This is a genomic window from Bacteroidota bacterium (genome assembly GCA_016706865.1).
Lineage (GTDB): Bacteria > Bacteroidota > Bacteroidia > Chitinophagales > BACL12 > UBA7236.
Genome location: JADJIS010000001.1, coordinates 183,540 through 210,085, shown reverse-complemented (window position 1 = coordinate 210,085; position 26,546 = coordinate 183,540). Strand labels below are relative to the sequence as shown.

At 36.5% G+C, this 26,546-nt stretch carries 16 protein-coding genes; 8 read left to right on the top strand and 8 right to left on the bottom strand.

The genetic code is table 11. The features are described 5' to 3' along the window. Positions 1–144: 144 nt before the first annotated feature. The 6 genes from sprA to IPI31_00815 all read right to left on the bottom strand — a co-directional run bounded on the left by sprA (position 145) and on the right by IPI31_00815 (position 12,817). Positions 145–7,443, bottom strand: a complete 7,299-nt coding sequence (gene sprA, locus IPI31_00840; protein MBK7566352.1) for a cell surface protein SprA — start codon at positions 7,441–7,443, stop codon at positions 145–147. A gap of 10 nt (positions 7,444–7,453) precedes the next feature. Next, complete coding sequence (gene ruvA / locus IPI31_00835) at positions 7,454–8,041, bottom strand: Holliday junction branch migration protein RuvA (protein MBK7566351.1); 588 nt, start codon at positions 8,039–8,041, stop codon at positions 7,454–7,456. Positions 8,042–8,167: 126 nt separating this feature from the next. Then, positions 8,168–10,450: an NADP-dependent malic enzyme gene (locus IPI31_00830; GenBank protein ID MBK7566350.1), complete on the bottom strand. Its 2,283-nt coding sequence runs from the start codon at positions 10,448–10,450 to the stop codon at positions 8,168–8,170. 238 nt (positions 10,451–10,688) lie between these two features. Further along, on the bottom strand, positions 10,689–11,237 hold the full coding sequence (locus IPI31_00825; protein ID MBK7566349.1) for a hypothetical protein: 549 nt from the start codon (positions 11,235–11,237) through the stop codon (positions 10,689–10,691). Between the two features lie 229 nt (positions 11,238–11,466). Next, positions 11,467–12,021 carry a hypothetical protein gene (locus tag IPI31_00820; protein ID MBK7566348.1) on the bottom strand — a complete coding sequence of 185 codons (555 nt, stop codon included), beginning with the start codon at positions 12,019–12,021 and terminating at the stop codon, positions 11,467–11,469. A gap of 7 nt (positions 12,022–12,028) precedes the next feature. Continuing rightward, complete coding sequence (locus IPI31_00815; GenBank protein ID MBK7566347.1) at positions 12,029–12,817, bottom strand: enoyl-CoA hydratase/isomerase family protein; 789 nt, start codon at positions 12,815–12,817, stop codon at positions 12,029–12,031. 80 nt (positions 12,818–12,897) lie between these two features. Between IPI31_00815 and IPI31_00810 the strand changes: the two genes are divergently transcribed. The 4 genes from IPI31_00810 to IPI31_00795 all read left to right on the top strand — a co-directional run bounded on the left by IPI31_00810 (position 12,898) and on the right by IPI31_00795 (position 18,001). After that, positions 12,898–13,404 (top strand): hypothetical protein, encoded by a 507-nt coding sequence (locus IPI31_00810; protein ID MBK7566346.1) that lies wholly within the window; start codon positions 12,898–12,900, stop codon positions 13,402–13,404. Beyond that, positions 13,404–14,153, top strand: a complete 750-nt coding sequence (locus IPI31_00805; protein MBK7566345.1) for a hypothetical protein — start codon at positions 13,404–13,406, stop codon at positions 14,151–14,153. The genes IPI31_00810 and IPI31_00805 overlap by 1 nt, the downstream gene beginning before the upstream one ends. A 27-nt stretch (positions 14,154–14,180) precedes the next feature. Beyond that, complete coding sequence (gene scpA, locus IPI31_00800; protein ID MBK7566344.1) at positions 14,181–16,265, top strand: methylmalonyl-CoA mutase; 2,085 nt, start codon at positions 14,181–14,183, stop codon at positions 16,263–16,265. A 302-nt stretch (positions 16,266–16,567) separates the two neighbouring features. Further along, positions 16,568–18,001 carry a T9SS type A sorting domain-containing protein gene (locus tag IPI31_00795; GenBank protein ID MBK7566343.1) on the top strand — a complete coding sequence of 478 codons (1,434 nt, stop codon included), beginning with the start codon at positions 16,568–16,570 and terminating at the stop codon, positions 17,999–18,001. Positions 18,002–18,131: 130 nt separating this feature from the next. Here the strand turns inward: IPI31_00795 and IPI31_00790 are convergent, their stop codons facing one another. Beyond that, positions 18,132–19,007, bottom strand: a complete 876-nt coding sequence (locus IPI31_00790; protein ID MBK7566342.1) for a T9SS type A sorting domain-containing protein — start codon at positions 19,005–19,007, stop codon at positions 18,132–18,134. A 420-nt stretch (positions 19,008–19,427) separates the two neighbouring features. After that, on the bottom strand, positions 19,428–21,581 hold the full coding sequence (gene recQ, locus IPI31_00785) for a DNA helicase RecQ (GenBank protein ID MBK7566341.1): 2,154 nt from the start codon (positions 21,579–21,581) through the stop codon (positions 19,428–19,430). Positions 21,582–21,684: 103 nt separating this feature from the next. On the opposite strand from recQ, the gene IPI31_00780 reads away from it, so the two are divergent. From IPI31_00780 to IPI31_00765, 4 genes are all read left to right on the top strand, one after another. After that, positions 21,685–22,404: a hypothetical protein gene (locus IPI31_00780; GenBank protein MBK7566340.1), complete on the top strand. Its 720-nt coding sequence runs from the start codon at positions 21,685–21,687 to the stop codon at positions 22,402–22,404. Between the two features lie 197 nt (positions 22,405–22,601). Next, entirely contained in the window at positions 22,602–24,902 is a 2,301-nt protein-coding gene (locus tag IPI31_00775; GenBank protein MBK7566339.1) for a UvrD-helicase domain-containing protein, read from the top strand. A gap of 20 nt (positions 24,903–24,922) precedes the next feature. Continuing rightward, positions 24,923–25,642 carry a sulfotransferase family protein gene (locus IPI31_00770; protein MBK7566338.1) on the top strand — a complete coding sequence of 240 codons (720 nt, stop codon included), beginning with the start codon at positions 24,923–24,925 and terminating at the stop codon, positions 25,640–25,642. Between the two features lie 2 nt (positions 25,643–25,644). Then, complete coding sequence (locus IPI31_00765) at positions 25,645–26,544, top strand: aminotransferase class IV (protein ID MBK7566337.1); 900 nt, start codon at positions 25,645–25,647, stop codon at positions 26,542–26,544. The last annotated feature ends 2 nt before the right edge of the window (positions 26,545–26,546 follow it).

The following is a 26,546-nucleotide window of genomic DNA, read 5'->3' as shown; positions in this document are numbered from 1 at the left end:
ATAAAATTGGCTGTTCATTCGTGCATTCGTGGCTACCTTTTTAACCCACAATATGGATGAAAATAAATTAGCCACGAATGCACGAATAAAAAATGCCCCTTCAATCTTTAATATCAGGGGCATTGTATTTTTATTTTAATTTTATTATTCGCTCAAACTAAATCTCACTTTAATACCTGCATTAGTGGAAGTAATAGGATAAGAAGTTGAAATTTTTGGAACAGTTTTTTGTCTGTCGAAATACAGTTGAATATTAAATCTGTCGTTAACAACGTAATCGATGGTTGGTGAAAAAGAGATACTGGTTAAACCGCCTGTTGGTTCGTTAAGATCCTGGTCTAATCTGAAATTAGTAGTAATATCATCTCTAAAGCTGAAATCAACTTTAAATGTAAGGTCGTTCTCCAAATTAGGACGTTTTCCTCTCCACTTAAATGGGAATGTAAATCCGGTCATTTTATAACCCATACCAACAGTAAACTCAGTGGAGTGAATTTGTGTTAATTGATAATCGATGAAACTCATGGTAAGTGTTCTCGATTTTTTGAAATCAAATTTGGATGTAATTCCATTAACCCATGTTGCATCAATTCCGATGAGCGGTGATAATGATTCATTTATCAAGACATTCGGAATATCATACAAGGCAACAAAGTTTCCAGTAAGCGTATCAACCACGTGTGCGTATGCATAATAATTTCCGTCAAAATCGAGATCCGTTACAAAACTATTTAATGCTAAAGTGGAAGTATATGCACTAGTTACTGTGAATGCAGAAAATATTTTTTTGAATCCCGGTAATTTGCTTAATCCATTATAGGTTATACGATAATTTGGTTTTGGTATCTGATCAAAAGTATTCAAGGAAACTGTTGCAGCACTTTTTCCTGTGTAGGCAGCAAGGAATGCAGGAATTAAAACATCCTGTGAATAAGGACCATAACCTTCTGCATAATTTGGATTGAAGGTGCTGTCTAATGGATTGAAGAAAATGTCATTGGAATAAACCGGATTTCCCTCAGGTGATTGCCATCTCTGTGAAATTATTTCCCTGTTCGCTTCAAATTGTTTGAATGTTGCCGACACTTCCTGAGATGATAATTTTTCAAATACCGTTCCCAATATGCTATAACTTATTGTAAAACTTCCTGCATCAACGGCATTTAAATGTTCATACATTGGATCGTCAACAGATAAAGTATTTTTAAAGTATTCGGAATGATTTTTTGAATAGGTCTTATTTAAATTTAGGTCTAATCTGAAATCTTTCAGAGGTTCAAAGTTTGCACGCATGTCCAGATTTTCGCTGTAACTCTGCATGAATAAATAATTCAAAGAAGGAGCCGTACTCAACCAACCTTTATTTGCAATACTATCCAACCATTTATAAGAAGGTTGATATCCGAAAATAAAATCCCAACCCGGAGCTGTGGTCGCAGTATTTAATCCCAACACCTGCGATGTTTGCATAAAACCAGGTAATGTTGTTCCGTAATTTTGTGAATAATTAATTGTTACACGTTTTAATCCGATCATTAATCGCACTAAGGTTTCCACCGGAGCAGAAACTGTTGGAGTTTTTGCTTTTTTAGGTGCGGTTCCATCAGGATCGTCAGCGTCCTCCTCTTCCTCCTTTGATGGTTTCGCTCCTTTTGGAGGAGAAGTATTGGTATTATATTGTTTGAGGAATTTCGATTTATTATATAAATTCCTGAAATTAAATTCACCGTTTACTGATTTTGATTGTGTATTGTTTATGGTATTACCCAATGTATCTGCTAATCCCAAAGAACCAGCTATCCAGCCATAAGAAGTATTATAATTTAATTTAACAGTGATCCAACTGAAGGCAGGTAATTTGCTGATCGGTAAAGTATAATTTACAGCAAGTGTATGGCGATAATTGGTATTTCTTCCGAGGTCCATAAAATTATTCCAAAGAGAATCTCTTTTTTCTTGTGTATCTAAAGCACCATAAGGTTCATCGATACGTGCATTATTTGTTGCGGAGAAATCTATTTTAATGGATTTTGCAGGTTCGAATTTTATACCATAGTATCTATCCCATGTAAAATATTTATCATAAGTAGGATCAATCAATCCATCACCATAAATATCACGCATTAATGTTTGACCGAACTGGCGATTTAATTCTGTTCTGAAACTATAACCTGTTGGTAATAAATTAAAATTAAAATCGCGGACAGGTGTTAACCATTTATATTTTTTATCAATTAATTTTTCAAATGGAGAAATGAATTTTGCTTTTTGATTAAAGCTATATCCCAAGGCACCTTTATAACGATCTATGATATCGTATTCCAATGTTGGATTGCTATTGTATTCCTGAGAATATGCTAAAGTAAGATCAAAATTTTCTTTATCCCACGGATGAGGATTACCAGCATTTTGTCCGCGCTCAAAACGAATGTTTGTGAGGTTGATACTTTTTACCGCGATATAATCAATTACTGTTTTTTTGTAAACATCTGCTGAATCCTGTCCGAATGTTTCTGTAATGTCTGCAAGTTGTTCTGAAAGATCAACATCTAATTCATAAGGGTCGAATTCAGGGTTACTATATGATTCAGATATACTTGCATAAAACGGTAAACGCAATTCAACGCCCTGAGGTAAAAATTTACCTAATTCCAAACTTAAGGATGCTGCGTATTGATAAAAATTATCTTTATAACGTTCGTCAATTTGTTGTTCCAAAGTTCCGAAACCTGCAGTGTGCATATTTCCGGAAACGGTTAAATTACCAAGATCAGCCAATTTAAAATCAGCTCTTGCAAGTGCAGCCCATCCGCCGCTTTCATCTATACCTGTCAAACGCAATTCGTTCACCCAAACCTCAGCACAAAATTCTGCACCGCTACTGCTTGGTTCTTTCGGATTACGCACACCAATCATTATTTCTTCCACATAACCTAAATCCGGATTACCAATAATTGTATAGGTAACTCCATCATCTACAGAAACTGAATATGGAGTAAGCGGTGAAATTTGTGCATTATTTCTCAGCGATTTAATTGCAACCAATGAGTCGAGAGGAAAATCAATTAAGGTTGCCCAAATTGCGCTTCGTACATTTTCATCATCGGTAGTTCCAGCAGGTAAAGGCAATTTTGTAACTGTTAGTGGAATATCATATTCATAAAAGTTATTTGTAAAATCGGAACCCATACGAATAAATAAATGCAGGTCGCCATCATTTAATGTTGCAAGAGGTGCATCAGGAAGTGGTTCTGCGTGAACGTTCATGATCATTCGACCGTAACGACGCAAATCGATATTTAATGATTTAAAAATTGCACGTGCATCTCCATCCTGTAACGGACAAATTTGCATGCTTAACGATTGTTCATTTTGCTGATAGGTTGAAACTGAACTTCCGCTTCCAAGAGTTTGTTCACGATCAACATCCGGAGGCAACACATACGGTATTGGCTGACGAACGGAATTTTCTTCTATACTTACTGATGATACATTAAAATCAGTTTCATTTCCATCATCATCCGGTAAATATTCACCTGGGTTTAATAAGGAGAACTGATATCTTCTCCATTGATTTCTCACTAATTCCAAACGCGCAAAACGCATAACCAAAGGTTTCTCATATTCGGTCATATACATTCTGATAAATCGGATAGATTTAAAATCCTGTATACTTCCAATTTTACTATCGTACTGATCGATCGGAATTTTAAATTGATACCATTTAATAGAATCTGTACTGCCATCTTTAAATGTATGAGGTGCAACTACCACATCGGTAATAAATGGATTTGTATTTTCCATATCAGGTCCCATTTTCACTCTGTATTGAAAATAAGATTCTGTTTCATTTAAAGTAAAATCATCATTAAGATCTTCCGTTTCAGGAATTGTAGTTGCAGCTGTTGGATATGCTTCAGGTGATGATTCTGTAGTTGGTGAATTTCCCTGTGGGTTATTATATTTTTTATAACGTTCTAATATACTTAATCCCTGATCGTCATAATCTCCACCGCGATAATAATGATAATCATCTGATGCAGGGTCATTTTGAATTATTGCAAGTGGTGTTCCACCAACTATTGCAGTTGCATCGGCAATAAATGGAGTATGAAAATCACTTTCCTGATCATCATCCATCCCATCATATCCTTTATCCTGATTTTCGCGTGATTCCACATCGTTATCAAATGCAGTTGTAATAGGAAGTGTTCTCGGAACATTTCCCCAATTGGTTTGATCTAATCCATCCTGAGTACCGTCTTTTGGTAATCCATTTTCAAAAAACATTCGGGAATCTTTTAATATATCTTCCGAAACGTTTCCGAGGTTGATATATAAATATCCATCATCGCTAACCTGCTCACCAAAAGGACCGCGATTATCGAATGGGTCCATCACCCAAAATTCTAAGAATTCAATATTAGCTGCTTCAAAATCATTTGTCTCGAGATTACGCATGATACCACCCCAACGCGATTCCGGATTTGCTAATTGACCAGAACCATCAGGATTTAAACCCGCAGAATAAAATGTAGGAGCAGCGTCATAATTATAAGGTCCTCTTTCCGTTGGATAATATGCAAGGTCAAAAGTTGTTAATTGGGTTAATACCGTTGTTTCAAAATCTGCCTGAGGAAAAATTTCTTTTTCATCAATTTGAATTGTGTAGTGATTAGACAAGTCTGCAGCGGATAAGTGATCGGGTTGTGATGGATTATTATCCTCATTAAATAATGGGTCAATATTATACCAGGAAAATCTTGCTCTGTTTTTTCCGTATTCTAAGCTGTCGAATAAAGTTGCTTCGGGAAATAAAATATCGCTGAATTCATCTGTTGCATTTTGTGGTGTACTTGCGAGTACCCAACTTGCAAAAGGAAATTTAAGATCGTATGCACTTCTGCTTCCTTCAAAATCGTCGATATAAATTGTTCCGGCTTCACCTTTACCAATTGCTTTAGAGTGACCTGGACGGAATGTTGCAACCTCACCGGTAAAACTAAATGTAGAAGCTTCTTTTGTGCTGTATAATGGTAATTTATCCAATGCACGGGTTAACCAGGGAGCATCTTGTGTATAATTCATATCAAAACCATACATGGAGTTTGATATTGGATCATCACCAATATTTACTTTTTGTGTGTAAGGTCTTTCTGATAAATGTAACCATGTAGCACCCAAAGTAAAATTATCGTTGATCCAATAATCGAAACGAGTTCCAATTAACGATTTAGTTTGAAAACCATAAAATGCATTATTTTCAAATGTAACATTAATTTGTTGTCCGGAATTTAATATGGATTCATTAACGATCTTCAATCTTCCCAAAGAATAATCGATGGTATAATCCACATTCTCCGTTAATAATTGTCCGCCCGCAGTTACCTGCACCGATCCTTTAGGTAAATTAAATGCACCAAGATAAATTTCAGAAGAAACACTGGATTTATATTCTCCGGAAATTACATATCTGTCGAATTGCGGAAATTGTAAAGCAATTGTTTTTGTTTCATTATACAATTCATCATAAGCGAATTTCTCCACCTCTATATCATCTCCAAAAACAGATTCATCTCTCAGATAATCACCGAATGGTTCGAGTACCGGAAAATAAACACGGCCATTTTGTGTATTAATGGTAATACCATTAACAAAATCGAAAATACCATCTGCCTGCGGATCATTATTATTATTTAATCTGTCTAATCCTAATAATTTAATTAAGGGTTTACTATTTACGTTTGCATTATTTGCAGGAATATATCTTTTTAATCCACCGCCCGGATCCTGGTATAATACATCCAATCTGAAACCTTCGTTACTCACCTGAAAAGCACCTAAAGAATAAACGTTTTTCATCATAAGGTCCCAAAGTGGAATTTGAGTTATTGCTGAAGTGCTTTTCAACATTTTCATAAATAACACATTGGAGGTATCAACACCCGGAGGTAGATCGCTGGAAAATTCACCCACCTGAAAAGTTTGTCCCTGGTAAGTATATTCGTAAGATATCGCTAAAACATCATCAGGCTGAAGAGTTGTATTTAGTGATACAAAACCGAGTTGAGGATTAAAAATATAATCTGTTGTAGATAATTTACGCATTCTCGCTTTTTCATAATCCTGCGTGGCCTGCATTCCAAATGTTGGACCTGATAAAGTTGAAATTACTGTATTAAGATCACGGGTTCCAGCTGATGCATTTAATTTTTGATAGAGATCATTGGCATAGTTGGATGGAAATCCACCTGGAGTTAAAGAACTGATAGTTCCTGCAGGATCAATAACACCCCAATAAATAGAATCCGGTTCACCAAGATCGGAAAAAGCAACAACATCACGTGTGTTTTCTGTTTCACCAGTTGTATTAGTTACCCAAACCTCAATTTTTGTAACATTGATCGGAGAGCTTACATAAGGAAGAGAAGATAACCATCCCTGATATCCGTTTCTGAAATAATGCGACATAAAGAAATGTCGGTTCTCATCATATTCATCGGCGAAAATTTCAAATTCTCTTTTTTGAGCACCACCTTCAATTTGTATACTTTGTGTTTGTGATTTTTGTTGTGATAAAACAGTGGTCATACTTAAACGACCGAATTGTAATTCTGTTTTTAAACCGAATAAAGATTGTGTTCCAGGAATTAATTGTGTTGTTAAAGGCAGACTCACGTTTCCTGCCTCTATTCCCTGCACTATCTGATCTTCTTTTCCTTTATATTCAAGTTTAATTTGATTTTCGAATTCGAAAGTTGCCTGTGTATTATAATTAAAATTGAGTTTTAAATTATTTCCAATCGAACCCAATACATTGGCATTGATATCCATAGCAAAATCGAATCCACCTTGTTTGCGTTGATTTTCCGTAAGGATAGGATTCTGAATATTTTGAAAACTTCCACCGAAGGTCAATTCCACATTTCCCTGAGGGCGAATTTCAACATTACAACCGTCAAATAATCTACAATCGCCGTTAAAGGGAGTAAGTTGAATGGGTTTACCATCACCTCCCAATAAATTTGATGCACCGGAGCGCTCTTTCCAATAATCCGTAATTGCTTTGTCCTCTTGTGCTTTTAAATAATCTTCGAAGGAGATGTATTGTGGGTCGCGATAATAATCATCACCGATCTGCTCCTGATAAATATATTGATCGGTTTCAGGATCGTAAACTATGGTTGGCGTTATAACTCCTCCCTGTTGATCCAGATCAAAATTATTTTCATCGTCATTAAAAAAATCGCTTTCCGAATCATCTTCAAAAGGAAAGGGAAGATCAGGAGGGGTATCCTGCGGAATTATTGGTGATAAAGCATAGGAGGAACCAGAGGAGGAATAATCATACACCTTGGGTTCCGAAAAAAGGATACCTGCGAGCGCCGTGGCACCGATTGTAGTTCCTAATAAAATTTGGGGAATAAATTTAGATACTGCCAAAACCTCGTGTTTACAAGTTCTTCAATGCTGATTTTATTAAAGTTTCTACATCGTTGACTCCGGGATCAGATTTCAATACCGCTGCAACAGCCTTTTCCCCTTGCAGACGGCTGAACCCAAGCATCGCCAATGCACTTAACGCTTCTTCTCTTATAGTATTGTGCACGTTACCAAAAGAATTTTCCGCCGAAATTGATGTCTTTCCAATTTTATCTTTCAGGTCTATCAACAGCCTTTTTGCCATTTTAGGGCCCACACCTTTAATACTTTGTAATAATTTGTCGTTTTCCCTCAAAATTGCATCCTCCAGATCGGCTGCCGTCATACTGGAAAGAATCATTCTTGCAGTATTGGGACCTACACCTTGTACAGATAATAAGTGAATGAACAGATTTTTTTCAGCCTCATCCGCAAATCCATATAAGATCTGTGCATCTTCACGAACATGCAAATATGTATGTAATTTTCCTTTCTCCAAAGTGTGCACCTTCGAGTAGGTGTTCAGGCTTATATGCACCTGATATCCAACACCATTGCATTCCACAATAATGTATGCTGGATTTTTTACTTTAAACTCACCGTTCAGATACGCGATCATACTCAATACTCTGTGTGTTTTTCAAATTTAATTTTTAACTCAAATTTGACTGATTGCAAATATGGGATATATAAATATTTTTTTGTTTAAAATGTTATAATCGTTCTGTCAAATCTTTCAAGAAATCTACGCTTTGCGTTTAGATTTTACTTGTGCATCCGTTACTGCAATTGCAACCATGTTCACTATCTCGCGAACCGATGAACCCAATTGTAAAATATGCACCGAGCGCTTCATACCCAACAAAATTGGCCCTATCACCTCGCACTGCCCCAGCGAATGCATCAATTGGTAACCAATATTTGCAGCCTGTAAATTTGGGAAGATCAAGGTATTTACATTTCTGTCAACTACAGCACTGAAAGGGTAATTTTCTTTCATCAGATCGTTGTTGAAGGCAATATTCACCTGCATTTCACCCTCTACGATCATTCCGGGGAATCTTTCTTTCAAAATGGCAACTGCGTTTCGAACCTTCACAGTTTCTTCATTTTCAACTGAACCGAAATTGGAATAAGATAACAATGCAATTTTAGGCTGAATATTAAACTGACGGACAGCTTTAGCAGTAAGTGCCGTTATTTCTACAAGTTCTTCGGTAGAAGGTGTGAAATTGGCAGTGGTATCGGCAAAAAATATCGGACCGTGTTTAGTAAGTACTATATGCATGCCTGCAACACGATTGGAACCATCTTCCTTTCCAATGATCTGCAAAGCTGGTTTTATGGTTTCAGGATATTGTCTTGTTAAGCCGGAGATCAAGGCGTCTGCTTCTCCTGTTTCCACCATCATTGCCCCGAAATATGTTCTGTCGCGCATCATTTTTTTACCTTCATAAAGGTTGATTCCGCGGCGCATTCTTTTGTTAAAGAACAACTCACCAAAATGTGCACGTTTTTCATCCTGTTCCTTTGCACGAGTATCAATTATAGGAACATTCTGTAGATCCAGCTGATTTTCTTCAATGATAGCGCGAATTTTATCCACCGGTCCTAACAGGATCGGTTTGGCAATACCTTCTTCTTTTACGATCTGCGCTGCCTTTAATATTTTAAAATTATCAGCTTCGGCAAACACCACTCTTTTTGGATTTTGTTTTGCCTTGCTGGTAATAGCTTTAATTAATTGTTCCTCCAAACCAAGGCGGGTCGAAAGGGTTTGTTCGTATTCTTCCCAATCCAAAATAGGTTTTCTGGCAACACCCGATTTCATGGCAGCCCTTGCCACCGCAGGAGCAACACGTGTAATTAATCGGGGATCCACCGGTTTGGGGATGATATATGTTCTTCCGAACTGAATATTTTTTTCGCTGTAAGCCATGTTCACGAATTCCGGAACAGGTTCCTTTGCCAGTGCCGCTAATGCTCTAACCGCGGCAACTTTCATCGCCTCATTAATTTCTGTAGCCTGAACATCCAAAGCTCCTCTGAATATGTAAGGGAATCCTAACACATTATTTACCTGGTTAGGATGATCAGATCTTCCGGTTGCAACAACCACGTCTTCTCTGGTGTTTACTGCATCATTATACGGAATTTCAGGAGAAGGATTTGCAAGTGCAAAAACTATTGGGTCCTTTGCCATTGTTAGCAACATAGCAGGTGTAACAATATTTCCCTTGGATAAACCAACGAAAATATCAGCATCTACCAATGCTTCAGCGAGGGTATTTGCCTTACTCTCATTAACGAATAAACTTTTATACTGATCCAGGCCTTCGCGTTCGGTGTTTAAAACTCCATGACTATCGAGCATCAGAATATTTGCCCGTGTAATTCCCAATTCCACAAATAATTTAGCACAGGAAATTGCAGAAGCACCTGCTCCGGAAAACACCACTTTAACATCGGCCAGTTTCTTCCCAACAATTTCTACAGCATTTATCATTGCCGCACTCGCAATAATTGCAGTTCCGTGCTGATCATCGTGCATAACCGGGATATTCAACTCGGCCTTTAATCTTTTTTCGATCTCAAAACATTCTGGAGCTTTAATATCTTCCAGATTTATTCCTCCAAAAGTTGGCTCCATTGCTTTTACTATCTTCACAAAATCATCCACATCGGTGCAATTGAGTTCTATATCGAAGGCATCAATATCAGCATAAATTTTAAAGAGTAATCCCTTTCCCTCCATAACCGGTTTAGATGCTTCGGGACCTATGTCTCCCAAGCCTAAAACAGCTGTACCATTAGTTATTACAGCAACTAAATTTCCTTTCGCGGTATATTTATATACGTTGGAAATATCTTCTGCAATTTCCAAACAGGGTTCTGCAACTCCCGGAGAGTAGGCGAGTGAGAGGTCGCGCTGTGTTTTGGTTGATTTGGTTGGAATAACTTCGATCTTTCCCGGACGACCGGAAGAGTGATAGTCGAGTGCGTCTTTCTTTCTTAATTTTTCAGGCATTGTAACCTACTTTTTGCCAAATCTGGCGTAAAAACAAAAACTAATTCGCCTGTAAATAAAATGGCGGAGGGCAAAAATAATGCGTAAGTCTTGCTATTTGTAGAAAGTAACACTAAATCTGTGAAAACAAACTGTGATTTTTATCCGATCTGAGAATTGGGAGGATGACTGGACGAAATAAAAATCGGGAGAAGAACATAAGTCCCACTCCCGATACCTGAATACTATTTTAAAATTATCAGTTATTTTTTATTTTCCTTTTCGCTTTTTTCTCCTTCACTTTTGATTTGGAAGGTCTTTTTTGTTCGTCATTATTAACTCCATTGTCTTTACCCTTTTCCCCTGTTCTAACACCGGTTTCATCGGGTTTTTTATAATTTCGGTGACCCTCCACTACATAATATTTAGAGTCATCACTGTCTTTAATAACATACTGTCTTGGGGGTGATGTTTTGTACTTCGCATATTTTACAACATACACTTTATGGTGTAACCAAGGATTTGGTTTGTTTATCACCACCTTATAAGAGGAATAAAGATCACAATTATAAGAACCGGGCAAGGAGGTAGCGTGTAACCATCCTCCACCTGAGTAATAATAAAATGTTCGTCCGGGAACATAATAATAAACCTCACAATCCGGTATATAATAGTATTCAACATAATTGTAGCCTACCGGACCCCATAGAGGTTGTGAACTTATATTCACTTTTACTATCTGAGCATTTACTTCAGTCTGTGAAATTATGCCCAACGTTATTCCTATGATCAATAACCACTTTTTCATAATTTCTCCTTTTTGGGGTTAATACCGCTAAAAATGTGCCCCGTACGCAGAAAAATGGTCAAAATCATTATATTTTTAAATATAAAATATTGATTATCAGTATTTTATAACTAATTATAACTTTATTGAAATTGGGGAAAATCTTACCAATATTTATTTAAAATGTGATGAAAAAATGTCCCTTTTTGTGGCAAGAATCAAGTAATAATAAGTATTAAAGCAGATGTCCTTATTTATCCTTGACATAACGCACAGAAAAACCGTTCGCTCTTCTATAACTTGTTATTTCAATTTCACCGGTAGATTTAGTGATATGAACTGCATATGCGGTTTGTTCCTTATCTGGTGTGGCAGTCCAATAAAAAGCATAGGTTTCCAAAAAACCGAATAATTCCTCACCTTCATTAATATTGGCACTTTTATACCCTCCGGCGAGTAAATGCACACTGGAATCATTATCTGCAAGCATTTTTGGTCCCGCTTTATTGATATCTCCAAGATAATTGATGAGTTCCCACCATTCATCCAGTGTTGGTAAATGCCAACCGGGTGGACAAGCTGCAATAGCATTGCTGTAGTAATAAAGTCTACCGTATTTGGCGTCAATAGTGGAATCGTTATTATAATAAAAACTTTTTGGGGTTTTATAATCCCAATTCATGGTCATCCATTCCTGATTGCCTATCTTAACCGACTTAAAGGGCTGTTTAGCATTGGTTTGAGCAGATAAATTGTGCTCAACCGTTAAAAACAGTAAAAAGGTTAAAAAGGACAAGCTCAACATTTTCATATTATTTTCCTTTGAATTCAGGTTTTCTTTTTTCTAAAAATGCGCTTGTTCCCTCTACAAAATCTTCCGTTTCAATGCATTGCCCAAATTGTGTGATCTCCGATTGATAAGCGTCACCCACATATCCACCACCTCTGAAATGTGCATTTACACATTGTATTACCTTGGAAACCGCAACCGGCCCTTTTGTGATGATCTTTTTCAGGATCTCCTCACATTTTGCTATCAGATCGGTCTGAGGAACCACGTGATTAACCAAACCAAGGTCTTTTGCCATTGCTGCGTTTATAGAATCGCCGGTCATTAATAGTTCCAAAGCCTTTCCTTTTCCTATCAATTCTACAAGTCGTTGGGTTCCACCATATCCCGGGATGAGACCTAAATTCACCTCCGGTTGCCCGAAAATGGCATTTTCGCTGGCTACACGCAAATGACATGCCATTGCAAGCTCACATCCTCCCCCCAGAGCATAACCGTTTACAGCGGCAATTACGGGTTTATTGTAATTTTCTATCTTGTCGAAGGTATCGTGACCGTTTTCACTCATTGTCTTACCCTGATCCGGGGTAAAGTCGGCAAATTCAGAAATATCGGCACCGGCAACAAAAGATTTTTCCCCGGCTCCGGTAATGATAACACCCTTCACTTCATCATTATACATGAATTCCTCAAACACCTCATCCAGTTCTACAATAGTTTTGATGTTGAGCGCATTAAGATTTTTTGGTCTGTTGATGGTGATGTAGAGAATATTGTCTTTTATCTCTGTGATTAAATTCTCGAGTTGCATTGAAACTAATTTTTCACAAATATATAGAGGATAATGCGAACACGTTTTAAAAAGGTGTTTTGAGTTAATACCTTTGGCGTATGGAAAATTTGTTTGACGATATTCCCGAATCAAATAAGCAGCAATGGATAACGCAGGTTACCAAGGATCTGAAAGGAGCTGATTTTAACGAAAAATTAATACATACCGTTGCAGGTATCGAAATTCAGCCTCTTTATACAAAAGATGATATTCCGGAATATGTGCATGATACAGCTGATGATTTTTTTGCAGAACTGGATCCGGAATTTTCAGATGGCGGTACTGATGACTCTTCCAGAAGTGTTACATGGAATATTAGTGAGGATATTACCATGCATGAAAATGAAATATTAAATGATCTGGTAATTGAATCATTAAAACGCGGTTCAAATTATATTCGTTTGAGTGCAGAATCTGATATGGTTTGGGATCTTGTTGTGGATCATATCCGAAAATTAAAACACGCTGCAAATTTTGCATTTAATGTGGATGGAGATCTTACAAAAGAAGAAATTGTAAGTATCTGGCGAGAGCGTATCGGGTTTATAGGCGACAGAGATCGTTAGTGCAATCGCTGGAATTTGATCCTATTGGTTATTGGTTGGAAACTGGAAATATTGTAAATGAAAATAAAGCATTTAATAATCTTGCCGATCTGTTCTTCAGAATATCCGGACATTTACAAGATTGTAAGTTATTAAAAATAGAATATATTTTTAAGGAGGAAGAAGATGTTGTGGAACAATTGGCAAATACTCTTGCAATTACAAGTGATTATTTTGATCAGTTGACAGAACGCAATGTTCCGCTGGAAGAATTAATTCATTTAATTACTTTCCGTTTTACGATAGGAAGTAATTATTTTCTGGAAATTGCCAAACTTCGTGCATTTAAAGTGTTGTGGAATAATTTATTAAAAACATTTATGGAGGATATTGATTTTATTCCAAATCCATATATACATGTAAGCACTTCAAAATTAAATTTAAGGGGGGAAGATAAACACAGTAATTTGTTGCGCACAACTACGGAAGCAATGAGTGCAGTGTTGGGAGGATGTGATGTATTGAGTGTTTGCGGATATGATCCCGAACAAACAGAACCTGATGCATTTGCAAAAAGATCGGCTACGCATATTCAGAATTTATTGAGATATGAAACACATCTCGACAGTTATCGTGATGCCGCAAATGGAAGTTTTTATATTGAAAATATTACAACTCAAATTGCAGAAAAGGCCTGGTTGCGATTTTTGGAAATAGAAAATGCAGGTGGATTTTTATCCAACTGGAAAGAAAAGAATTTAAATAAATAATTTTATTTTAAATAGTAATTGAAATAAATGAAACCTGATTTTACAGATAAACCATTTCAAAATTTTCATACGGAATATACTGCTGTTATTCCGCCGGAGAATTTTAATTCTGCAATAAATTCCATGCCCGGCTTTGATCCGTTTTTGCGCGGACCTTATTCCACCATGTTTGTTCTGCAACCTTGGACAATAAGACAATACGCAGGATTTTCCACGGCAGAAAAATCAAATGAATTTTATAAAAAGAATTTAGCTGCGGGACAAAAAGGATTGTCGGTTGCATTTGATCTTGCAACACATCGTGGATATGATTCTGATAATGAAAGGGTTTTTGGTGATGTAGGTATGGCAGGAGTTGCAATTGATTCGGTGGAGGATATGAAAATATTATTTGATGCAATTCCTCTTGATCAAATGAGTGTGAGCATGACCATGAACGGCGCAGTAATTCCTATAATGGCTTTTTATATTGTTGCAGCGGAGGAACAAGGAGTTAAACTCGAACAATTAACGGGCACTATTCAAAATGATATTTTAAAAGAATTCATGGTGCGCAATACTTATATCTATCCACCTGCGCCAAGTATGCGTTTGGTTGCGGATATATTTAAATATTGCGCAGCGCACATGCCGAAATTTAATTCCATTTCCATTTCAGGATATCACATGCAGGAAGCCGGCGCAACTCCGGCAATTGAATTAGCTTATACATTGGCTGATGGATTGGAATATGTTCGAACCGGAATAGAAGCCGGATTAAATATTGACGAATTTGCTCCGCGATTATCCTTTTTCTTCGGAATAGGAATGGATCACTTTCGCGAAATAGCAAAATTGCGTGCTGCACGATTTTTATGGAGCAAGATGTTAAAACAATTTGATCCGAAAAATCCGAAGTCGTTGATGTTGCGCACGCATTGTCAAACCAGCGGATGGAGTTTAACCGAACAGCAACCCTATAATAATATTGCTAGAACTTGTATCGAAGCGCTTGCAGCAGTTTTAGGTGGAACCCAAAGTTTGCACACGAATAGTTTGGATGAAGCAATAGCTTTACCAACCGATTTTTCGGCGCGTATTGCACGTAACACTCAAATATATCTTCAAAAAGAAACCGGAATTTGTGATACCGTTGATCCATGGGGTGGAAGTAATATTATTGAGAATCTTACCGCAGAATTAATTTCAGAAGCCTGGAAATTAATTGAAGAAACGGAACAATTAGGGGGAATGCGCAAAGCCATTGAAGCCGGTATTCCCAAAATGCGCATTGAATCAGCTGCTGCAAAAAAACAAGGTCAAATTGATGCTAAAACTGATATTATAATTGGAGTAAATGCCTACAAATTAAGTGAGGAAGAGGAACAACAAAATTCCGAAATGGAAATATTATCGGTGGATAATACGGCAGTGCGCGAACAACAAATAACACGTTTAAATAAAATAAGATCGGAGCGCAATTCTTCAGAGGTGGAAATTGCGTTAAATAAAATTACCACATGTGCAGAAACGGGTGAAGGTAATTTATTAGAACTTGCAATTGATGCTGCGAGAAAACGTGCAACATTAGGTGAAATATCTTTTGCAATGGAAAAGGTATTTGGAAGATTTGCTGCAAATATTCAATCTGTTTCGGGTGTATATCAAAAAGAAGTTATGCAAAATGAAAGTTTTATTAAAGCGCAGGAATTAAGTGATGCCTTTGCCGAAAAAGAAGGCAGAAGACCACGCATATTAATTGCCAAACTCGGACAAGACGGTCACGACCGCGGCGCAAAAATAATTGCAACCGCTTTTGCTGATATCGGATTTGATGTGGACATCAGCCCTTTATTTTTAACTCCCGCCGAAGCAGTAAAACAAGCGATAGAAAACGACGTTCACATCATCGGAATTTCATCACTTGCGGCAGGGCATAAAACATTAGTTCCACAAGTAATTTCCGAATTAAAAAATTATGGCCGCGAAGATATTATGGTAGTAGTCGGCGGCGTAATTCCACAACAAGATCACGCATTTTTAACAGAAGCAGGAGCCGCGTTTATTTTTGGTCCGGGGACGGTGATTGCGGAGGCGGCCGTGGAGTTGTTGGAGAGGATGGTGGGGGAGTAGGCAGTCAACAGTGAGCAGTGGGCAGTTAGTAACATTGGAGATTTTTGCTTCGAATTAAACTTTCAATTAGCAAAAAGCAATCGCTACTTATAACATGGGGGCGCTTCGCAGTCTTAGTCGTGTCCTCACAGTGTTAAGCCCTGTAGCGAGTGACGCAGGAACTCTGCTTCAGGGCGAACTCTGTGGATGGGTGAGTATAATTTTCTAATTTGTTCAGAATATGCTTATAATAAAGTATATTAATTATCGTTTAAAAATTAGCATTGCTTAACCCCACAACCATCATGAACCCACATCCCACTATGAAAACCACCTTACTTCTATTTAGTATTATATTTTTTAGCAACATCTACTCTCAGCAACCATTCATATCCATTGAAAGAAATGGGTTTGAATCGGGCGGCAAATTAATTGAGTTTGAATCCACCATCATGGTACTTGGAAGATATGATAGTATTGATAATGAATATTTATTTATCAATGAATATGATCTATCGGCACAATTAATAGAATCAAATTCTATTCAGGTTCCCTTTGAGGATGAAACATTTGCCATGTCAGATATTCTATGGGATTCAATACAAAATTATTATTATTTTGTGGGGAGATTGTACATTGATATAAACATAGAAATTCAGATCGGAATTATAAAAGTTGATGAAAATTGTGAGATATTAGATTTTTTTAAATTGGGAGATGAGGATGTCTCTGAATTTACTTACACCGCTTTAATTAATGCTTCAGGCAATCTTATTATAGCCGGATATGCACTAAATATTAATAAAGCCTTTATTTATGAGTATACAAAGGAAGGAGAGTTTGTTAATGAAATAATTTACGACGATGATACGTATTTTGGTGTACTTGATTTGATGGAAGATGTTGAAAATAATCGATATATCAGCTCTCAAAAACAATATGTATTAACAACAATAGATAAGGAAACATTAACAATCACTGGAGAAGATGATGCACAAATAAGGGATTCAAGTTATTTGATGAGATATCTGCACGATCTGAATTTTAGTTCTGATTTTTTAACTTCCTATATTGAATATAGCAACTTTGAGGTTGACTATACTAATTTTTATATTGCCAGATTGAACCAGGATTTTGATACTCTGTGGTCGCTTGATTTTGGTTCGCCAATCAGCGATATTTTGTTCTTCCCGGAATCGTTTGCCATTGCCGATACAAATAGTTTTTGGTTAACATATAGCACTTGTGATAATTGTTTTAATTTCCTTTACGAACAAGTCCAGCATACAATAGGTATCATAAATTTTAATGGTGCAGGAGAAATAATAAATGAATATTACATAAATGGTGAATTTAATTATGGTTATCAATCACTCACTGCATCGGGTGATGGTGGAGTATATATAATTTCATCACACTATAACTGGACGGAGCCCGCAAATGATCTGGACATTATTATTTTTAAAATGGATCAATTTGGAAATCTTTTAACATCTACCGATGATTTGGAATATGAGCTTAATAAAATTAATGTGTTCCCAAATCCCACCACGGATTTTTTATATTTTCAAAATGCGATAGCTAATAAGCAGCGTCAAATTGTGATCTATGCTTACGATGGAAAAGAGGTTTTAACGCAAATGATTACATCGCCTCAAACGCAGGTAGATGTGAGGAAATTGAGTCCGGGTATTTATGTTTGTGGGGTATTTGAGGAGGGGGTAAGGATTCAGGATGGGAAGTTTGTGAAACAATAGATTGTGATTGATAATTACCGCTACTGAAAGCTTCCGACCTAAACCATTTCAACCGTTTTAACTCTCGAAAACCCTTTTTCCTCCCTGCCGCTCCATTGAGGCTCTCACTGAGAGTGAGAGCCTCAAGTCGCTAGATCTTAGTTGCCAAATAAAACGAAATTGAATTTGACATTTGAATCTCAATAAAATATTGTCCGGAATTTAATTCTGATAAATTAAGAAAACAATTTGATTGGCAACTATTGGAAGAAAAACATGTTTCACCAAGAAGATTATATACTTTGATATTATAAGATTCCTGAAAATCTGAATTAACCTGGATATTTAAAATATCTGAAAACGGATTTGGATAAATTAGCAGATCATCCCTTTTAATATCTGAAATTCCGGTGAGTACTTCATCGCAAGTTGTTGTTTCGCCCGTCGAATATAATTCAAAATCCGGATCTTCGTAACATCTAAGCGGACCTTGCAATGACTCCATCAAATCATGTATTGGAATTATGGATTGTGTATTGCCAATAATTTCTATATTTTCTCCAAACCAGTCGTAATGGCCGGTGGTTTTTATTGTTTGTTTTTTTAATGTGTGCCCGCTAATTTCAACCATTTCCACAGATTCAATTTCTACTAATACGGAATCGAGCATTCCATCAAAATCTAAAACATGACACCAATAATCTTGTCCAGCCTCCAGTGAAAAATCATACAATTTATAAAAATCACCTTCATCGGGGAAATACTGATAAATTATTTCCCCATCCTGAAATAAAAAAATATCATTATCGTCGCTCACATAATTTGGATTGGGCGTAAATGAAAGAATACTGCAGGTATTTCCATCAATTAAAGTATCTGAAAGCACCTCAATAGTTAATGGATGAATTGCAGGAAAATAATCTTGCGTAGAATACCACCATTTTGCTCCGATCGGCGCAAAATTATTTGTTTGTGCGAAGGAAAATTGCACGGTTAATAAAAAGCAACCTAGTAAAAATGTTTTCATGTTTTGAGAGTTGGTATATCAAATATAGGGTTTTTGGGGCTTATTAGAAAGAAGGTTAAATACCGTTACTGAAAGCCTCGCTAAGAGCGAGACCTTCAGGGTTGGACCCTCCGAACTAAACCTTTTCAACCCTTTCAACTCTTGCCAACCTTTTCAATGGGTGAATGGTCAATGGTGAGTGGTGAGGTCGATCGCATCGAGATTTCTCCTCCGTCCTAAACCATTTCAACTCTTGCCAACCCCTTTCCCGCCGCTCCATTGAGGCCCTCACTGGGAGTGAGAGCCTCAAGTCGCTAGGATTTCCCTCTGGATCAAACTCTTACAATTCTACTAAATACCCGTCATCAAATTTCACAATAAGTATTAAAAACTTAAAGCCGATATCATACCTGTCTTATTTCCTATTTCCTACTTCCTATTTCAGGCTCTCTTCATATCTGCTAGCACCGCCCTTATCTCCCCAAAAGAATAATTTTCGCCTAAAAATTCTTTAATTGGTGTGAGTTTTTGATCTCCGACATTTTTAATTGCAAGTTTAATTGCCGGAATTTTTTCTTCCTCTACGATTTCTGTTACTTTAATTTCGCCGCTGAGAATAAATTCGGATAAATGGCCTTCAATGGTGGTAACTGCAAGACTTCTTTCTGCTGCAATGTCTACAATTGTTTTGCCGGAGCGAAATAGATACAGTGTTTGTTTTTTAGTATCGCTGGGACCTGTTGATTTTAATTTTTTTTCAACCTTTCTGTTTTTTGTGAAGGTTTTCTGATCCATTTTTGAATGCAGCCGATTTACTTCGCAATATCCTTTTACAATATCGAGAAATTGTTTGCCGTATTTGTCAATTTTTATCTCCCCAAAACCTGATATTTTTTCAAGATCTGAACTTGTTTGTGGAAGAAAAGTAGATAATTCCTGTAATGAAACATCTCCCAGAATTAAATAAGGTGGAACTCCTTCTTTTGCCGCAAGGTCGGTTCTTACAAAACGCAATTGTTCGAACAATTCCTTGTCGAATGCTATAGCATCCTGTTCTATAGCTTCAATGCGCTCTTCCTGTTGGGTGAGAAAAACTTTTTCGTTTCTATATAAAACATCTTTACTTTTTTCGGTGAGTTCAAGGTGAGAAAAATTTCCGTCTTCTATCCTTACTAGATATTGTTGATCAATTAATTCTTTAAAATACATATTCCAAAGATCTTTTGAAATATCTGCACCTATACCATAGGTTTTTATTTCTTTGTGTTGTTTCCATATTTTTTCACTCTTACTTCCACGCAAAACATCGATGAGATAATTTACTCCAAATCTTTCTTCTGTCCTCAAAACAGCACTCAATGCTTTTTGAGCAATAACCGTCGCGTCGAATGTATCTTTTTTGCTCAGACAAAAATCACAACTGCCACAATTATTTTCTGTATATACCTCATTAAAATATTCCAGCAACATTTTTCTTCTGCATTGATTTGCATTGCAGAAAGTTGCCATTTTATCGAGTTTTTTTAATAAAATATCTGTTTGCTGAGGATTATTATCTATGGATGCAAAATTTTTCAGCACTGTAATATCACCATAAGAGTAATATAAAATTGCATCGCTGTGAAGCCCATCCCTGCCTGCTCTTCCGGTTTCCTGATAATAACTTTCAATGTTTTTCGGAACATTATAATGTATCACAAATCGCACATCGGGTTTGTCTATTCCCATACCGAAAGCAATAGTTGCAACAATGATCTTGATCTTATCCTTTTTAAAATCCTCCTGCACTTTCGAACGCGTAGCGGCATCCAATCCCGCATGATAACATGCTGCAGGAAATCCATCTTCCGTTAAATTTTCCGCAAGCGTTTCCGTGCTTTTTCTGCTCAGAGCATAAATAATTCCGGAACTATTTTTATGTTTTTCAAGATATTCCAGTATTTCTCCATACGCATTTTTTTTGCGTTCGATGAAATAATGAATATTCGGGCGATTAAAACTGGAAATAAATATTTTTGCGGTGGGAATTCCGAGTTTATCGGCAATATCTGCTCTGGTAATATTATCTGCACTTGCTGTAAGTGCAATTACCGGAACTTTTGGGAATTCTTTTTTTAGCAATGCCATTTGTAAATATTCCGGTCTGAAATCGTGACCCCACATACTCACACAATGTGCTTCATCAATGGCAAATAAAGAAACAGGTAATTGTTTTAAATAATCGAGAAATCTTCCACCTTCACCAATCAATCTTTCAGGAGCTATATATAATAATTTTATTTCATTGTTCTGAATGCGATTAATTATTATACGTTGCTCCTCATTCGTCATGGAACTGTTTAAGGAAGTTGCCGGAATTCCAATGGCATTCAATCCGTCAACCTGGTCTTTCATGAGGGCGATGAGTGGAGAAATTACGATGGTAATTCCGGGAAATAACATGGCTGGAACCTGGAAACAAACCGACTTTCCACCACCTGTGGGCATAACAACCACAGCATCATTTCCTTGCATCACAAAATCTATGATCTCTTCCTGCGTATCTCTGAATACCTCGTATCCGAAATACTTTTTTAGAACATCTTTAGGGGACATAACAATAAAATTTTAGCCAAATATAAAAAATAGTAACTTTAACCTGTTATTTTTTCGAAAATTAGCCGATAAATAAAAATTAAGCGGTTAAATATAAGCGAATATGGCACTCAAAAATATCAAACCTCTTCGTCTCAAAACGAAAAACTATCAGCAAGTTGCAGTTATTGAGATCATATTGATTTTTTTTATATTGATCATGGGGGATGTGGCAACTGCATTAAATGAAGCTTACGCCGATAAAATTGTAACTGGAGTTTTGTTGGTCTTAGAAATTTTTTATTTATTGTTACTTGTTCAATTGGCAGGATTTTTAAGTCCCAATAAACGTATAATTAATTTATTGAAATTAGCTGTCGGTACCATTTTTTTATTATCTTTTATTGCATTAAATCCTTTTTTCACAATAGTATCTGACCTGAAACCATGGCTAATTGCAGTCCATTTAATTTTATGTGCACTTGAATGTTTTGTAATTGCACTTGGCCTAATGGATATTTACTCCGATAACTTACGCATTACCGAAAGACTTTGGGGATCAGTTGCAGTGTATTTGTTAATAGCACTCGGATGGGGAAGTTTTTATGAAATTTTTGTTTTGATTGATCCTATGAGTTTAGGTGTAACATTAACTGCCGGTTATCAAACCTATTCCGAAAGTTTATATTTCAGTTTATGCAGCATCAGCGGAAGTTCCAGTGCATATACAAATCCTTCGCATCTGATCCGCAACTTATCGCTGGTGGAATCAGTTTGGGGTGTTTTGTTTTTGGTGATGTTGATAGGCGGACTTTTTACATTGCCATCACCGAACAGAGACTAAAAAATGTTTCACGCAAAGTCGCAAAGCCGCAAAGAATTAAATCCTCTACTCTTCCCTCATCAAAACACATCCTCAAAATAATTCATCCGATTTTTTGAACGCAGTTCAAAACCTAATCCACCCATTTTTGAACGCAGTTCAAAAAAAAATCCGTGCAATCCGCGCAATCCTTTAAATCCGTGATGTAAATTTGGGCTGTGAATTTCTTGGAATCTCTTAACGAAGCGCAATTAGCTGCTGTAACGAATATCAACGGACCAACCATGATCATTGCAGGTCCGGGCTCAGGTAAAACTCGTGTGCTCACTTTCAGAATTGCATATTTAATGCAACAAAATGCCGATCCTTTTTCCATTTTATCGCTCACTTTTACGAATAAGGCTGCCCGCGAAATGAAAAATCGTATCGAGCAATTGATGGGAGGTGAAGCGCGCAATTTATGGATGGGAACTTTTCACTCCGTGTTTTCACGAATTCTGCGAAGTGAAGCAGATAAACTGGGATATCCCTCCAATTTTACGATCTACGATTCGGAAGATTCTAAAAATTTATTGAAGACCATTGTTAAGGAAATGGGTTTAAACGACAAATTGTATAAACCCGGTTATGTTCTCTATAGAATTTCGATTTCTAAAAATAATTTAATTGGTCCCAAGGAATACGAAAATAATGCAGATCTGATCGCTGAGGATGAAAGTAATGGTCGCCCGAAAATGAGTGAATTGTACTGGAATTACACTAAAAGATGTTTTCGAGCCGGTGCTATGGATTTCGACGATCTTTTATTAAAAACACATGAATTGTTGGAGAGATTTCCCGATGTATTATATAAATACCAACACCGTTTTAAATATGTGATGATAGATGAGTTTCAGGATACTAATTTTTTGCAGTATTCTATCGTGAAAAGAATTGCCGATGTATTTCAAAATATCGCTGTAGTGGGAGATGATGCACAGAGTATTTATGCATTCCGCGGCGCGAACATTTTAAATATTCTGAATTTTGAAAAAGATTTTCCGGAAGTGCAAACTTTCCGACTTGAACAAAATTATCGTTCTACAAAAGTAATTGTGGAAGCGGCAAATCATATTATTTCTAAAAATAAACATCAGCTCGCAAAAAAAATATGGACAGATAATCTTGAAGGAGAATCCATTAAAGTAATTCGTTCCATGAGCGATAATGAAGAGGGGAGACTAGTTGCGAATGAAATTTTTGAACAGCGCATGCGCGAACATATTAAAAACGGGGAGTTTGCGATTTTATACAGAACGAATGCGCAAAGCCGTGCATTTGAAGAGGGTTTGAGAAAATTGAATATTCCTTATAGAATTTATGGGGGAATTTCCTTTTATCAGCGCAAGGAAGTAAAAGATCTTATTGCATATCTAAAATTGACCGTTAATCCGCATGATGAGGAATCATTCAAGCGTATTGTTAATTATCCTGCACGTGGCATTGGAAAAACTACCATCGAAAAATTAACTGTACTTGCCGCCGATAACGATAAAAGTTTATGGACCATGGCAGAAAATATTGATCTGCTGCAATTTAATTCCGGCACGAGAAAACTATTGTCTGATTTTGTCACCATGATAAAAAGTTTTCAGACCTTACTCGAAAAAAAGGATGCTTATGAAGTTGCAAGTCATATAGCAAAGTCAACCGGAGTAATGAAAGATCTTTATAGCGATCAAAGTGTGGAAGGATTAAGCAGATATGAAAACATGCAGGAATTATTAAATTCCATAAAAGAATTTGTAGCACCCGACGAAGCATCTTCCGAATTTTATATTGATACTATTCCCGGTGAAGAAAAAGTAACAAAAACCTTGGGACAATATTTACAGGAAGTGGTATTATTAACAGATGCAGATGCGGAAGGCAATGAGGATGAATCAGTAAAATTGATGACTATTCACGCAGCAAAGGGATTGGAATTTAAAAGTGTTTTTGTGGTGGGATTGGAAGAGAATTTATTTCCCGGAACGTTATCCCTTTCTTCGCGCGAAGATCTCGAGGAAGAACGCAGATTATTTTATGTAGCAATTACACGTGCAGAAACAAAACTTACAATAACACACGCTGCAACACGTTATAAATACGGCAAACTGGAATATTGTGAACCCAGCAGATTTTTAGAAGAACTGCCACAGAATTTATTGAATTATGTAGGATATAATAATTCCAAATGGAATGATGATGCCAACGAAAATACTAAAAAGCATTACGAACATGCAACACCGGTAACTAAAGTGCGACCACAAGTTCCGGTAAATAATTACATGCACAAAGCTTCCGAAAATTTTAACGCTGCATTCCCCGAAGAACTTCAATTAGGAATGGATGTTGAACATCAAAAATTCGGATTCGGAAAAATCACTGCCATGGAAGGTAACAATGAAGGTAAAATGGCCACCATCGTTTTTCAAAATGCGGGAGAGAAGAAGTTGTTATTGAAGTTTGCTAAACTGGCTGTCGTAAAAAATGATTAAGGTATCAATTAATCGAACAGATGCACAGAAGAATTAACCTTTGGTCAGGACCACGAAATATTTCTACTGCTTTAATGTATTCATTTGCGCAAAGACATGATACTAAGGTTTTTGATGAACCCCTATATGCACATTATTTAAAAACAACCGGAATTATTCATCCCGGTACGGCGGATATTTTGAGATCTCAGGAAAATGATGGCGAGAAAGTAGTCGCTTCTTTAATACTTGGTTACAACGAAAAACCTGTTTTATTCTTCAAACAAATGACACATCATTTGATTGACCTGGATATGGAATTTTTAGAAAAAACATATAATATTCTTTTAATACGGGATCCTAAAAATGTATTAAATTCATATAGAAAGGTAATTGAGAAACCAACACTGGAAGATATAGGTATTAAACAGAGTTTTGAATTATTCAGTTTCCTTGAAAGTAAAGGATACCATTATTTTATTATCGACTCAGCACAAATCTTAAAGGATCCGGAAACTGCTTTGACAAAAATTTGTACAGCTTGTGATATTCAATTTGACAATGCCATGTTACGATGGGAAAAGGGTCCTCGCCCGGAAGATGGAATATGGGCTAAACACTGGTATACAAATGTACATAACTCAACTGGTTTTCAGACTTATCAGGAAGAAACAATAGATTTGCCAGATCATTTAAATCCAATTTATTTAGAGGCAAAAGTATATTACGATGCACTTATTCGTCATGCTATAAAAATATAATTATGCAACAAGAATTCAATCCGCAAAACGAAAATATTTTCATTTGGGTCGAAAATAAATTACACCCTCGAAACGAGGCAAAGGTTTCTGTTTTTGATTCCTCAGTGCAGGGTGGAGATGCAGTATGGGAGGGGTTGCGAATATATAATGGAAAAATATTTTGTTTAGATGAGCACCTTGAAAGGTTACATGCAAGCGCACATGCAATGTTGTTTAAAAATGTGCCGACCAAAGAATATATTAAAAATGCAATATTTGAAACATTAAAAGCGAATGGCATGAATCACAATGCCCATATCCGTTTGACATTGACACGTGGCGAAAAGATCACTTCCGGAATGGATCCCCGTTTAAATCAAAAGGGATGTACACTTATTGTTTTAGCGGAATGGAAAAAACCGGTTTACAGTGGATCCATCAAATTAATCACAGCTTCCATAAGAAGAAATTCGCCCATGCATATTGATTCTAAAATTCATCATAATAATTTGATCAATAACATTCTCGCTAAAATTGAAGCAAACATTGCAGGAATGGATGATGCTTTAATGCTCGATAATCTCGGATTTGTTTCTGAAACAAATGCCTGCAATATTTTCATGATTAAAAATAATGTTATTTACACACCAAATGCAGATGCATGTTTGCCGGGTATCACCAGAAAAAAAGTAATAGAAATATGTGTTAGTAATAATTTTCAAATTCATTTGAAAAATTTATCACTGACCGAGTTTTATAATGCAGATGAAGTTTTTACCACGGGCACTATGGGAGAACTTACTGCTGTATCAGAAATTGATGGAAGGGTAATAGAGAATAAAAAAGAAAATTCAATGTTGGAAAAAATTAATGAACACTTCCATAAAATGACAATGGAACAAGGAGAAGTTATCCCGCAATAATT